We start from the raw sequence: 13,377 nt of genomic DNA, 5'->3' as shown, positions 1-13,377 counted from the left end.
TTATTCCTTTATTCTAAATATTCTGATCGATTTTTATTCATGGACATGGCTTAAAATTATTTAAATAGATTAGTCGTGAAAAATAACAGAAGAATTAAAATATCCAAGCCAAGTAAAATAAGTAAGTAAACTTTTTCAATACCGTGAAATATTGGTTTTTGATCTTTTTTCTCTTTTCGTGACCAAATATAAATAGGTAGACCACAGGTTAATAACACTGGGATTAAGGCAACATATTTAAATGAGCTCGCATATAAGATAAATAAGCAAAACAGGGCACCTAAAATACCACTACATAGCGCTAAATTTTTACCTGTTTTCGCGTATTGATCATATTGCTTATTGAGACAGATTTTGGCCATAAACAGCGTTGTTGTAATATATGCCGGTACAACCATTAATGCACTGATATTATACATTGTGACCCACGCATCATTGGAAAAATAAACCAATAACATGGCTGCCTGCATCACAAAGCTACTGGTCCATAATGAAACGGAACCCGCATGATTTTTATTGGTTTTAGCAAATGCCTTAGGGAAAGCGCCATTTTTACCTGCAACCATTGGAATTTCAGCACATAGCATTGTCCAAGCCAACCAGCTCACGACCACAGAAATAATGAGTCCTATACTCATTAACCAATTTCCCCATTCACCGACAACAGCACTTAATACCCCAGCAGTTGATGGATTGGCCACTTGACTTAATGCTGCTTGTGTCATGGCACCAAATGGTAAAATGGAAAGTAGAATATAAATCACTAAGGCCAAAATAAAGCCAATTAAAGTGGCTTTACCGACATCCGATTTTCTTTTGGCACGTCCAGAAAGTACCACTGCACCTTCAACACCAATAAAGGCCCAGAGCGTTACTGTCATTGGTGCCAGAATTTGCATCGCCAGTGATACGGGTGCACTATGATTGCCTGATGTGCTTAAAACAGCCGGATCTGTACCCCAGAAATTGCTAAACAATTGTGTATAGTTAATTAAAAAACCTAAAATAAATACAAATAAAATCAATGGAACTAACTTTGCTATCGTACCAATTGTATTGAGTGCGCCAGCAACACGCGTACCAGAAAGAACTAAAAAGTTATATCCCCAGATAAGTACAGAACCACAGATAATTGAGGTTAAATTATTACCACCTGTAAAAACACCAGGAAAAAATTCATTAAATGCGTCCATGAGAATAACTGCAAAAGCAACATTGCCAAAGCAGGTCATGAGCCAGTATCCCCAAGCCACATTAAAACCAATAAATGAACCAAACCCTTCTTGTGCGTACATATATACGCCTGCTTGTAAGTCTGGTCTTAAATCAGACAACAAACGAAATGAATTGGCAATAAAATAAATTCCAATACCTGCAATAATCCATGCAATGATGATTGGGCCAACTGCTGAAGATGCTGCAGTATTCTGTGGCAGGCTAAAAACACCACCGCCAAGCATTGAGCTCACAACGATTGCGATTAATGCCAATAAACCAAGTTTTGCACCGTTATTTGAATCTGTAGCTGTCGTTTTTTTGCTATTTTCATCCATTAGACATTCCTTGATATAAGCCATCAGAACTAAGCATAAACATGCTTAGTTCTGTGCTGGGTTATTGGCGACCTTTTTTGATTGAGGTTGATGTTTTTCGATTAAAACGAATATGTTTTGGTAATGCGGTAGCAACTTGATCATCTTCAATAATTGCTCTTACCCAATAATCGCCATTTTGATCTACATTGATTCCCTGAATTTCATGATCAAATCCTGGGAACTTTTTATCAAAAGTTTGCAATGCCTGTAGATAGCCTAAAATTCCTGTATCTCCGTGAGATAAACGTTCTCCTGGCATTAATACAGGAATCCCTGGTGGATAAGGAACCAGCATGCTTGCCGCAATACGGCCAGTAAAATCAGCTAAACGAATATGTTCAGCTTTATAACGAACAACTTTTTGATAGGCTTCAGATGGAGTTAACACGGGTACAGGTGTGCTATTAACTGCACTGCTAATATGTTGAATTAATTCAAGTTCTCGCATGGTTTCATGCATCTGTTGACATAACTCTTTCAGGGTCATTTCTTGATATTTTGCTGATGCAGATTTTAAAGATGGAATGGCATCTGTAGCACATGCACCAGAGTCATACAGATTTTTAAATTCAAGTAAACTTTCGATTAAGGTACCCCATTTTCCTTTTGTCGTACCGACAGAGAATAAAATCAGTAGGGTATAGTCACCAGTGCGTGCAATTTCAGTACGACGATCATCTAAAAATTTGGTGACGATGTAACCGGGAATGCCCATATCTTGATATTGACCATCTGAACTTAATCCCGGACAGGTAATCGTGACTTTTACAGGATCAAGCATAATATCTGATTCTGCAACATCAGCATTGTCAAAACCATGCCAAGCATCATTTTCTTTTAATGTCCAGATATCCGCTGTGGTACTTAATAATGACATTGGTGCAGAACCAAAAGCATATTGTTGCTGTGTGGTTGGATCCTCGACTTGAGTCGGTTGTAATACATCAAAAAACCAGTCGGATGGCCCGTTATTTTCTTTGAGTTTTTCTTTTATATTGACCACAGCTTGTCGAAATGAAATGGCTTCTTCGATTGATTCTTGAACTAAGGATTCGCCGGGTTTTCCTTCCATCATGCTCACAGCAACGTCAATTGACGCAATAATTGGATAGAATGGTGAGGTTGTACCATGCATCATAAATGAGTCATTAAAATCATCAAAATCTAATGGTGCACGGTCACTTTTTCGCACATGGATCATTGACGCCATGGATAAGGCTGGCAACATTTTATGGGTTGATTGTACAGCGAATAGCGTTGGGCGATCTGGCATATCTTCATCGATATCCATCGCAAAACGATCTTTATATAATGGATGAAATTTGGCATAGGCATACCAAGCTTCATCAAAATGAATACGTGGTACGCTGGATTTTAACTCTTCCACGACTTTTTTAACGTTATAGCAGAAACCATCATAGGTACAGTTGGTAATCACGGCATAAGTTGGATCTTGGGTGACTGCATCATGTTTTAAGGGACTTTCATTGACAATTTGATCAATATAGGCTTTTTTCAAACGATGTAACGGAATTGGGCCAATTAAGCCATAGCCATTACGTGTTGGCGTTAAATAGACCGGACGACCACGTGATAATGTAAGACCATGATTTAATGATTTATGACAATTACGGTCCATTAATACGATTTCATTTTCACCAATAGCACCTTGTGCAACAATTCGGTTTGAGCCAGAAGATCCAGCAACGCTATAGAAGGTCCAATCAGCACCAAACATTTGTGCAGCTTTGACTTCTGATGTTTTGGATGGCCCTGCATGAATGAGATAATCTCCCATTTCAGCCGTTGCAACACCAATATCAGCGCGCATGATGTTTTCGCCAAAAAAGTTAATAAACTCAACGCCAACAGGATGCTTTAAATAGGCCATTCCGCCCATATGCCCAGGACAATCCCAATAATAATCGCCATCCTCAGTAAAGTTTTTTAAGGTTTTAAAGTAAGGTGGGAGTAGATTTTCTGCATACTGATAAATTGCGGTATAAATACGGTTCGCGGTAAATGCAGGTGTTTCAGAATAGAGATAAACATATTCTTTCACTTGTTGTAAAATGGGAAGAGAGATGTCATTTGTAATATTTTCTTCAGAAAATAAAAAGATAGGTACATGTTCATTGCGTGCACGTATCTGGTTAACCAGAGATTCACTCTCCGTATTCATCTTGTTATTTAAATTATCCCACACCAAGCCAATCAGGCTATATCTCGGACTTTGTTTGACCAGCTTTAAACCATCTTCAATACTATCAGCTATCGTGACATGAAAACCACGTTCAGCCAAATGTTGATTGATTTGTAGTAGATATTGATAGGCGGGGTGTATTTTTTCTATCGTTGATGAAAATACCACTAATAAGTGTCTGTTAAATTTCATTTCTAATTTTTCCTTTTCTTTTATATCATGTTGTTTTTTTAATGTATAAATCACTTTTTTATTAACAACAGTATTGAATATGTCACAGAGAGTTTATTTAAGTTAATTTTGCTTTTAATTGATTATATTTCAACAGTATTTAATACTGTAATAGCAATGATAATATAATTAAACGGCTGGTTGATTATATTGGATATAAGAAATTAAATAGATGTAAAAAGAGAGAGATTTAGAAATAAGTAATTGATATTTAAATTTTTATAAATAAAAAATAAAGTATAAAATATATCTAGCAGCGGTATTAATTAAGCTGATTAATTTTGATGATGGTGAGTAGTCATTATTTATTTATGATAATTAAAAAAATATCATATCTAATGATTAAATTCATTTTATTGTTATTATAAATAATCATCAATATTAATCATGATTGATGATCACTTCATTTAGTTTTCCTGATAAATTTAGTAGTATAATCAAGTGATTAACAATCCAAGATCATGCTCTAATACATTATTCAGAATATTCAGCTTATTTGATTGTAAGGTTAATTCAGATATATTTTATCACATTGAGCATAAAACCTCGTCTTTTAAGACGTGGATATAAGCGAGTGACGTTAAGCAATACGACATCCTATGACGCATAGCTTCGACTTACAATGCTATGCGTATTTTCTTTGTGCTATATTAAGCTATGAAAACTCTTAAAATCCGCATAAAAGACAAACACGTTAAGGCACTTAATCAATTAGCGTCAGAGGTTAATTTTGTCTGGAATTATGTAAATGATTTGAGTTTTAAGCATTTAAAAAGAAAACGTGAGTTTCTTTCTGCATACGATATTGCTAAGTACACAAAAGGCACATCAAAAGAATGCAATCTTCATAGTCAAACAGTGCAAGCTGTTACAGAAGAATTAGTTATACGCCGGAAACAATTTAAAAAAGCTAAATTAAATTGGCGTGTTAGTAATAAAAAATCGGCTAGATGTTCTTTAGGATGGATACCTTTTAAAAAGTCAGCTATTCGATATGCCGATGGTTTTATTCAATATGGTAAAACTCAATTCAAACTATGGGATAGCTACGGATTAAGTAAGTACACAGTTAAAACTGGATCGTTTGTAGAAGATAGCCGTGGGCGTTGGTACGTGTGTTTAGTTGTTGAATCAGTCAAACAACAAACACAAGCGAAACAAGCCATAGGGATTGATTTAGGCTTAAAAGACGTTGCTATATGCTCGGACGGTATGGTCATTAGTAATCCTAAATATTATCGTCAATATGAGCAAAAATTAGGGATTGCACAACGGGCAAAGAATAAACGTCATGTACGTGCGATACATGCAAAGATTAAAAACAGCCGTCAAGATTACTTGCATAAGGCAAGCACTAAGCTTGTTAAAGAAAATGCAATGATTGTTGTTGGCAATTTGAGTGCTAAAAAACTTGTAAAAACTAAAATGGCAAAATCCGTATTAGATACAGGGTTTTCAGCATTTAAAACAATGCTCAAGTATAAATGCGAGAACGCGGGAGTATTGTTTGAAGAAGTAAACGAAAGTTTCACAACCCAGATTTGTTCGTGCTGTCAGAAAATATCTGGCAATAGTCCGAAAGGTAGGGCAGATCTTGGAATAAGAGTATGGAAATGTGAGTGTGGTAGCATAAATCAACGCGATTTAAACTCCGCAAAAAACATACTTGCGCTCGGACATGAGCGTCTAGCTGTAGGAATCTCCGTACTTTAGGTCGGAGAGGATGTCAATGATAGAATGATGATCCATTGCTGAATTAGCCAATAATGCTGTTGTTGTGATGGCTATGCTGCCCTCTATAATGACCATGATTGTCAGGACTTATTGGGGCAACACCATCATCAAATACATAGCATCCAAGCGTCTAGTCTGAATTTAATTGCTTTACTTTTTTAAATGTTTTTTTAAACCCGCCATAACATTATACCTGTTTGATAACCTGCGCCTAATGTCCAAAAAACAATGATATCTCCTGATTGGAGTAGGCCTTTCTCTAAGCGATTTTTATATGCAATAAAAAAGCTGCTAACACCTGTATAGCCATATTTATCACCAATGTATTCAATTTTTTCACTGGGAATATTGAGTTTACTTTGTAGTAAATCAATATTTGATTTGGTAAATTGTGATAGTAGAAGACACGAAATATCATCTATTTTTAAATGATGATTATCTAATAGTTCTCGTAGTGCGTCAGCAGCAAATTCAACACTTTCAATACCTGTAAATGGTGCCCAATGAATTTTTTCATCCTGTTTTGAATAGGATGCACCTTGTGGTGGAAGAACAATCGTATCATTAAAACTGCTATCGTTCTGATAGAGTCTGTCAATCATGCCAGATTCTTCCCTACTTTTTTCTAGGATAGTCGCTGCAGCAGCATCACCAACAATGGTAGAGGGAATGGGTTTGGTTTCATCTCCCAATTTTGTTCAATAATCGGAACCAATGACCAATGCACGTTGATAGCTATGTTTAGAGTTTAATAAAATAGAGGTTTGTTCTAATGCAATAAACATTCCTAAACAGTTTGCATTAATATCAAAACACATACATTGTTTTTTAACCCCTAATTTGGCATGAATCAGTAATGCGCTGGTTGGAGATATATACTCAAAAGTCGAGGATGCAAATATGATAATATCAATATCATTGCCTGTTAAATTATGCTATTTTAGTAGTTTTTCAGATGCATTCATTGCCATTGTTAGAGAGTTTTCTTCTTTATTATCAATAACAAATCTTGTATTTCTTCCAACTTTATTAAAAATATGCTTTAACTGGTTTTTGTCTTCAAATTTATTTAAATAAAAATCGTTATCGCGTATTGTTGCAGGATGATACATTTCGACAGCAGAAATTTTTATACCAGTAATACTCATGAGATGATCCATGATTAATAAATAGAAGATAAAGCAGATTTAAAGATACATTAGTGACAACTTAAATTTTATAGTGTATGGATAAGGTTAAAAAAATTAATTTCTGTATGAAGCATTAAGATTAAAAATAGAGCTGTATTTTTAAACTCATAAACATGATGACGGCCTGATTATTATATTTTTTATCTATATAGTACAACCGCTTATGGATTACTTAAATGCTTAGGCATGCATAATCATAAGCGGTTTTACGATAAAATAATTTAGTGCTGAAGCACAGAAATATCTGCCACTTTGGTAAATAAATCACGTAATTGAGCAAGTAAGCGTAGGCGGTTAGCTTTAAGCTTTTCATCCTCTGTCATGACCATGACATGATCAAAGAAGGCATCGATTGCTGCGCGAAGTGTAGCCAATTTAGACAGTGCCGCTGTATAGTCTTTGTTGGCAAATAATGGTTCGACTTCAGGACTAATGCGATTAAGCTCTGCAAAAAGTGCTTTTTCAGCATCTTCAATTAAGTCGGCTTCAATGACTTGGCCTTCTGGTGCAGCTTCTTTAGCTAAAATATTTGCCACACGTTTATTTGCTGCGGCCAATGCTGCAGCTTCTGCTAATGTGCGGAAATGATTAACAGCATTGACGCGTTTATCAAAATCAAGAGGTGATTTTGGCGAGAGTGCTTGTACGGCTTGAATGACATCAATCGAGACACCTTGATCTTCATATTTGGCACGATAACGTCCTTCTAAGAAAGACACTGCATCATTGAGGGTTTTGCTATGATCTTGAATGATATCGCCATATGCAGCTAAAGCCAGTTTGATTAAATCTTCAATCGAAACATCCAGCTCATTTTCAGTGACTAAACGCAAGATACCAATTGCAGAACGACGCAGTGCAAATGGATCTTTAGAGCCTGTTGGAGCTTGACCAATCCCAAAAATACCTGTGAGGGTATCTAGTCGATCAGCCAAAGCAATAGTGGTACCTGTTTTGGTTTGTGGTAGTACATCGCCTGCAAATTTTGGTAGGTATTGTTCACCTAAGGCTTGTGCAACCTCATTGTTTTCGCCTTCAAGACGTGCATAGTAGGTACCAGCAATTCCTTGAAGTTCTGGAAACTCACCGACCAATTCAGAGGTTAAATCACATTTTGCCAGTAATGCTGCTTTTTCAGCATCTGCTGCATCAGCACCAGTAATTTTAGCCAATGCAACAGCTAGTTTGGCAATACGGGTTGATTTATCCCATAATGTACCTAGTTTGGCTTGAAACACCATGTTGGCTAATTTTTCTTGACGTGAGGCTAAGGGTTGCTTTTGATCTTGCAGGAAGAAAAATTCTGCATCAGACAAACGAGGGCGGACCACTTTTTCATTACCTTCAATAATTTGAGTTGGATCTTTCGACTCAATATTCGATACAGTAATAAAATAAGGTTGTAGCTTATTCTCAGCATTCACCAAACAGAAATACTTTTGGTTGTCTTGCATGGTGGTAATCAGGGCTTCTTGTGGTACGGCAAGGAAGCGTTCTTCAAAGCTTGCGCGTAATGCGACAGGCCATTCGACCAGTGCAGTCACCTCATCACGTAGCTCAGTTGGTACAATGGCAATGGCATTGACTTCATCTGCCAGTGCTTTAACCTGTTGATCAATGATTGCTTGGCGTTCTTCAAAAGAAGCCACCACATGTGCTGCTTTTAATTGACTTAAATATTCATCTGCATGGTTCAATACAATCGCTTCAGGCGCATGGAAGCGATGGCCGTAGCTGATGTTACTGCTTGGATGATCCTGAATATTGGCTTGAATAACCGTATGGTCTTTCAGTAAAACCACCCATTTAACTGGACGAACAAATTCAGTACGACTCGCTGCAGAACGCATGCGTTTGGCAATCGGCAATTGATCAAGTGCATGTTGTAGAATTTGCGGCAGTAAAACGTCTAGACTTTGGCCTTTAACATCTTTGAAATAACATACTTTTTCAACCTTACCTGCTTGAAAGGTTGAGACTTGATCAATACAGATACCTTGACCACGCATAAAGCCTTCTAAAGCTTTGGTTGCTTTACCTTCAGCATCGTAGGCTGCTTGCACTGCTGGGCCATCAAAACGTTTTTGCGTATCTGCTTGTGCAGCATCAACATTGACAATTTTAAGGGCCAAACGACGTGGTGCGGCATAAGCTTCAATATGCTCAAATGTAAGACCTGCATCATTCAGACCTTTTACTGTTTCTGCTTGTAAGGCATCACGTAATTTTTTTAAGCTTTTTGGCGGAAGTTCTTCACAGCCTAACTCGAACAATACTGTATGTTTAGACATTATTTGCTCTCCTGCTGTGTTTCTTTTGCTTCAGCTTCAACTTGGGCTTTTAATTGTGCCAGTACTTCATCGCGTAAATGTGGCTCAGCCATCGGGAAGCCAAGTTTGGCACGGGCTGCAACATAACTTTGTGCAATTGAACGTGCCAATGTACGGACACGTAAAATATAGCGTTGACGTTCAGTCACAGAGATCGCACCACGTGCATCTAATAGATTAAAGCTATGTGATGCTTTAATGACCTGTTCATAAGCAGGTAGAGGTAATTCAGCTGCAATTAAACGGCTGGCTTCTGCTTCATAAAAATCGAATAACTCGAACATTTTTTCAATATTGGCATGTTCAAAGTTATACTTTGATTGTTCAACTTCATTTTGATGAAAGACATCGCCATAGGTAACAGTACCAAACTGTCCTTTAGTCCAGACTAAATCATAAACTGAATCAACACCTTGTAGATACATGGCAAGGCGTTCTAAGCCATAGGTGATTTCACCTGTGACAGGATAGCATTCCACACCACCAACCTGTTGGAAGTAGGTAAATTGTGTTACTTCCATACCATTTAACCAGACTTCCCAGCCGAGTCCCCATGCACCCAGTGTTGGGGATTCCCAGTTGTCTTCAACAAAGCGGATATCATGGATCAGTGGGTCAATACCAATCGCTTTCAGTGAATCTAGATAAAGCTGTTGGATATTATCTGGATTTGGTTTAAGTACCACTTGAAACTGGTAATAATGTTGTAAGCGGTTTGGATTTTCACCATAACGTCCATCTTTGGGACGACGTGATGGTTGTACATAGGCTGCATTCCAGGTTTCTGGTCCTAATGCACGTAGAAAAGTTGCAGTATGGAATGTTCCAGCGCCCATTTCCATGTCGTAAGGTTGTAGAACAACGCAGCCTTGCTCCGCCCAATAGTTTTGTAAGGCAAGAATCAAGCCTTGAAAGGTATCAATATGCGATATGGCGCGACTCATGGTCATCCACTTAAAATTAGATAAAATTGTGCTCAATTATAAGGATTTTCCACAAGGCTGGCAAAGGTTCTATTGATTTTGCCATCGATCTGATGAATTGATTGAAAAAATGATGTTTTAACTGAGGATATGGTATGAGCAAGCCTAATGATCTCTATCAGTTAAACTCATCAATCTCAGTGCTAATACGGGTATATTTGCATCAACAAGCCTTTTATAATAGCGACACTGATTGATTTAGGGCCTTGACGCAACTGTGTTACATTTTTATGATCGCTGGTTAAATATCTTAAAACCAAATTTTAAAGTCTTACCCATTAAAGAACGTCTAATTTGTGGCATGGGTGCTTTACTGGGACTGGCTCTATCTTCTTTTATTAGCTGGTTGATACTTGGCGATCTTAATCCATGGTATATCGCGCCAATGGGGGCTTCATCAGTATTATTATTTGCGATTCCAGCTAGTCCATTAGCACAGCCTTGGAATATGTTGGTGGGTAATATCATTGCAGCAATTATTGGGATTACCTGTGCTTTATATATCGTAAATTTGACTGAAGCATTTAGTGTTGCTGTTGCACTGTCGATTATTCTGATGATGACTACTGATGCATTGCATCCACCAAGTGGTGCAGTCGCAATTACGGCTGTATTAGGTGGGAGTGAAATTCATCATTTAGGTTACTTTTTTGTACTTTATCCAGTGCTGTTAAATTCAGTTTTACTGATTGCTATTGCCATTATATTTAATCAAATCATGGGAAAGCGTTACCCTGAACAGGCTAAAATTGCAACGATACCGTTAAAGCCAACGCCCATGCAAAAAGCGACAATTTTACCGCAAGATATTCAACAGGCATTTGATCAACAGACTGAATTATTAGATATTAGTGAATATGATTTAGCAAACATGATTCTAAAAGCGCAAAAAATTGCCAATATGCGTCTAGATCATGGTTATCGCTGTCAAGATATTATGACGCGACAGGTGATCTCTTTAGCTGCCGAAGATCATTTGGCAACTGCTGTTGCACAATTTAAGCAAGCGAATTTAATGAGTTTACCTGTCGTGACTGATGGTGATCGTTTGGTGGGTACGTTGGCTTTATCCGATGTAATGGATCGAGTGCAACATACAACCGATCTCAATACAGTCTGGCATGAGCAAGTTTATCAGATTATGAATTATCAAGTGATTACAGTAACGCCACAACAGCCCTTACACGATTTAATCGAGTATTTTGTTGAACGATCATTTAATTATATTCCAGTTGTGGAGCAAAAACGTCTCGTGGGTATTATTAGTCGGGCAGATATGATCGCTGCTTTACATCAACAATTCGTCGCTAAATAGCGGCTAAACATTTAATTAATGTTTAGTCTCTGATTGAATGGTGCGAATTGGCTGAGAGTAGGGGGATTTTAAAACAGCATGTGGCTGTTTTGGAATAATCAACCAAAGAATAAGATAGATTAAAATACCTGGAAAGCCCGCACTAAAACAGGATACCAAGATAAAAATAAGGCGTAATAGATTGGCATTCCAACCAAAACGTTGTGCAATGCCTCCCATTACTCCAGCAATAATTTTTGAGTGGTCTGAACGATATAAGCCAGTATGAGACATTTTGGTTTCCTCAAAAAATATATTTCACTAGATGGTAAAAATGATATGCAATAATATTAGCGATAATATACAGATGAAGAGGTGGTGTATGAGCTGACTGATAGCTTATATCACGCCATCACTATTTTCATCTGGTATATTGTTTACAATGATTCGCAATCATTCATCTAGATTTATGTGCTATTAATCTTAATATGGTGATGTTTTTTAATCTATAAAGTCTTATGAGTTAAAAAAGTTATGATATGTAAAAAAAATTGCCGCATCTTCGGACAAATAATAAAATAAAATATAGATAACATCTGAGTTTTTCTTGAAAAATTATCAATGTAAACTAGGCTATTGATCAGATCCGCGGATGTATAGGATGAGTTGGTGCTAAATCAAATTGTATACCCTTCATGTTTAGTCATGCTCAGTATCTTGGGCTTAAGCGCTTGTGATAATCAAAATACAGTGCAAAAGCATATCAGCCATCATGATGATCACGAGCAAATGGTCTATTCTGCAAAAAAATTGATTGATATTGCAGGGCAAGTCAATGTACAACAACATCATCGTGAGCATACTCAAAAGCATCTGACCGCTGAGGCAAAACAGTATATTGGTCGATACCATACTAAAATTGATTGCTTGGGTCAGTTGATTTACTGCGATGAGGGCAATGCAGATCTAGTTTTAAATTTACTCCCTGATGGTACAGCACATCGTGTGATTATACATTTGGGAGAGATGGGGCAGTTATCCAATAATTTGTATCGTCAATATCATTGGTTTTATGATGAAAGTCGTCATGAAGTGATTTTAGAGCAAGATGACGGTATACAATTATTTTTTAAGGTGGATAATGCAGGACATTTGGTGATGAATACAGACAAGCGGTTAACTGTAATGCAGGCAAATCGTCAGTTTTACGCACAAGACAATAATCCTCAAACACAGCAAAATTATATTTTAGTAAAAGCACCTTAAGCTATGGAAAAATCATTGTATTGATTGAGAAAAGGCAGTGGGTGTCTAAGCGAACTTTTTAACTTATATTGATTGTATATTCAACAAGATGATGTTGGTTATTAGCGGTGATGAGATACAGCTAAGTGATATTCAGAGTAATCTTTAAATTGATGCAGTGAATGGTGGGTCGTCCGCGACTCGAACGCGGGACCAACGGATTAAAAGTCCGCTGCTCTACCAACTGAGCTAACGACCCATTCTAGATTTTATAGTAAAATTAGTCGAATTTTTTACAAGATCTGGCCAATTTTATCAAGATGGTGGGTCGTCCGCGACTCGAACGCGGGACCAACGGATTAAAAGTCCGCTGCTCTACCAACTGAGCTAACGACCCATCTGAGGTTTCAAATAAAATGGTGGGTCGTCCGCGACTCGAACGCGGGACCAACGGATTAAAAGTCCGCTGCTCTACCAACTGAGCTAACGACCCTTGATTAACAATTGATTTTTATTCAACTGTATAATGCAGGAAAACTAAAAAGTTTTGATGCACCACTTTGTTTGATGGT

Annotated in this window: 11 protein-coding genes and 3 tRNA genes; 3 read left to right on the top strand and 11 right to left on the bottom strand. The window is 37.3% G+C overall.

The genetic code is table 11. The features are described 5' to 3' along the window. Positions 1-56: 56 nt before the first annotated feature. Positions 57-1,553, bottom strand: a complete 1,497-nt coding sequence (locus tag QSG86_RS02880; RefSeq protein WP_317030125.1) for a basic amino acid/polyamine antiporter — start codon at positions 1,551-1,553, stop codon at positions 57-59. Between the two features lie 61 nt (positions 1,554-1,614). Continuing rightward, positions 1,615-3,990: an Orn/Lys/Arg decarboxylase N-terminal domain-containing protein gene (locus tag QSG86_RS02875; protein ID WP_317030124.1), complete on the bottom strand. Its 2,376-nt coding sequence runs from the start codon at positions 3,988-3,990 to the stop codon at positions 1,615-1,617. Positions 3,991-4,686: 696 nt separating this feature from the next. On the opposite strand from QSG86_RS02875, the gene QSG86_RS02870 reads away from it, so the two are divergent. Further along, positions 4,687-5,742, top strand: coding sequence for a transposase (locus QSG86_RS02870; protein WP_317030123.1), 1,056 nt, complete (start codon positions 4,687-4,689; stop codon positions 5,740-5,742). Positions 5,743-5,933: 191 nt separating this feature from the next. Here QSG86_RS02870 and QSG86_RS02865 read toward each other — a convergent pair whose 3' ends face one another. The 5 genes from QSG86_RS02865 to glyQ all read right to left on the bottom strand — a co-directional run bounded on the left by QSG86_RS02865 (position 5,934) and on the right by glyQ (position 10,227). After that, positions 5,934-6,455, bottom strand: a complete 522-nt coding sequence (locus tag QSG86_RS02865) for a 3-oxoacyl-[acyl-carrier-protein] synthase III C-terminal domain-containing protein (RefSeq protein ID WP_317030122.1) — start codon at positions 6,453-6,455, stop codon at positions 5,934-5,936. A gap of 6 nt (positions 6,456-6,461) precedes the next feature. After that, complete coding sequence (locus QSG86_RS02860; RefSeq protein WP_317030121.1) at positions 6,462-6,581, bottom strand: hypothetical protein; 120 nt, start codon at positions 6,579-6,581, stop codon at positions 6,462-6,464. A 117-nt stretch (positions 6,582-6,698) separates the two neighbouring features. Then, entirely contained in the window at positions 6,699-6,911 is a 213-nt protein-coding gene (locus tag QSG86_RS02855) for a hypothetical protein (protein ID WP_317030120.1), read from the bottom strand. A gap of 263 nt (positions 6,912-7,174) precedes the next feature. After that, complete coding sequence (glyS, locus tag QSG86_RS02850) at positions 7,175-9,244, bottom strand: glycine--tRNA ligase subunit beta (RefSeq protein WP_317030119.1); 2,070 nt, start codon at positions 9,242-9,244, stop codon at positions 7,175-7,177. Next, positions 9,244-10,227, bottom strand: a complete 984-nt coding sequence (gene glyQ, locus QSG86_RS02845; protein WP_317030118.1) for a glycine--tRNA ligase subunit alpha — start codon at positions 10,225-10,227, stop codon at positions 9,244-9,246. The genes glyS and glyQ overlap by 1 nt, the downstream gene beginning before the upstream one ends. A gap of 256 nt (positions 10,228-10,483) precedes the next feature. Here glyQ and QSG86_RS02840 point away from each other — a divergent pair, with 256 nt between their 5' ends. Next, complete coding sequence (locus tag QSG86_RS02840) at positions 10,484-11,581, top strand: HPP family protein (RefSeq protein ID WP_317030117.1); 1,098 nt, start codon at positions 10,484-10,486, stop codon at positions 11,579-11,581. Positions 11,582-11,596: 15 nt separating this feature from the next. Here the strand turns inward: QSG86_RS02840 and QSG86_RS02835 are convergent, their stop codons facing one another. After that, a complete protein-coding gene (locus tag QSG86_RS02835; protein WP_317030116.1) occupies positions 11,597-11,854 on the bottom strand; it encodes a PspC domain-containing protein in 258 nt (85 codons plus the stop codon). A gap of 375 nt (positions 11,855-12,229) precedes the next feature. Between QSG86_RS02835 and QSG86_RS02830 the strand changes: the two genes are divergently transcribed. Then, on the top strand, positions 12,230-12,826 hold the full coding sequence (locus QSG86_RS02830) for a hypothetical protein (protein ID WP_317030115.1): 597 nt from the start codon (positions 12,230-12,232) through the stop codon (positions 12,824-12,826). A 162-nt stretch (positions 12,827-12,988) separates the two neighbouring features. On the opposite strand, the gene QSG86_RS02825 is transcribed toward QSG86_RS02830, so the two are convergent. From QSG86_RS02825 to QSG86_RS02815, 3 genes are all read right to left on the bottom strand, one after another. Further along, positions 12,989-13,064: transfer RNA gene (locus QSG86_RS02825), tRNA-Lys, on the bottom strand. Between the two features lie 62 nt (positions 13,065-13,126). Beyond that, positions 13,127-13,202: transfer RNA gene (locus tag QSG86_RS02820), tRNA-Lys, on the bottom strand. 20 nt (positions 13,203-13,222) lie between these two features. Beyond that, positions 13,223-13,298 (bottom strand) — tRNA-Lys (locus QSG86_RS02815). Positions 13,299-13,377 lie beyond the last annotated feature (79 nt).

Source organism: Acinetobacter sp. SAAs474 (genome assembly GCF_032823475.1).
Taxonomy (GTDB): Bacteria; Pseudomonadota; Gammaproteobacteria; order Pseudomonadales; family Moraxellaceae; genus Acinetobacter.
The sequence above is the reverse complement of the archived record's forward strand: the minus strand, read 5'-3'. Positions and strand labels throughout refer to the sequence as shown.

What these genes read in the sequence shown, in the direction of transcription:
- QSG86_RS02880 (WP_317030125.1), bottom strand. Translation starts at nt 1,553, where the DNA reads ATGGATGAAAATAGCAAAAAAACGACAGCTACAGATTCAAATAACGGT.
- QSG86_RS02875 (WP_317030124.1), bottom strand. Translation starts at nt 3,990, where the DNA reads ATGAAATTTAACAGACACTTATTAGTGGTATTTTCATCAACGATAGAA.
- QSG86_RS02870 (WP_317030123.1), top strand. Translation starts at nt 4,687, where the DNA reads ATGAAAACTCTTAAAATCCGCATAAAAGACAAACACGTTAAGGCACTT.
- QSG86_RS02860 (WP_317030121.1), bottom strand. Translation starts at nt 6,581, where the DNA reads ATGTGTTTTGATATTAATGCAAACTGTTTAGGAATGTTTATTGCATTA.
- QSG86_RS02855 (WP_317030120.1), bottom strand. Translation starts at nt 6,911, where the DNA reads ATGAGTATTACTGGTATAAAAATTTCTGCTGTCGAAATGTATCATCCT.
- glyS (WP_317030119.1), bottom strand. Translation starts at nt 9,244, where the DNA reads ATGTCTAAACATACAGTATTGTTCGAGTTAGGCTGTGAAGAACTTCCG.
- glyQ (WP_317030118.1), bottom strand. Translation starts at nt 10,227, where the DNA reads ATGAGTCGCGCCATATCGCATATTGATACCTTTCAAGGCTTGATTCTT.
- QSG86_RS02835 (WP_317030116.1), bottom strand. Translation starts at nt 11,854, where the DNA reads ATGTCTCATACTGGCTTATATCGTTCAGACCACTCAAAAATTATTGCT.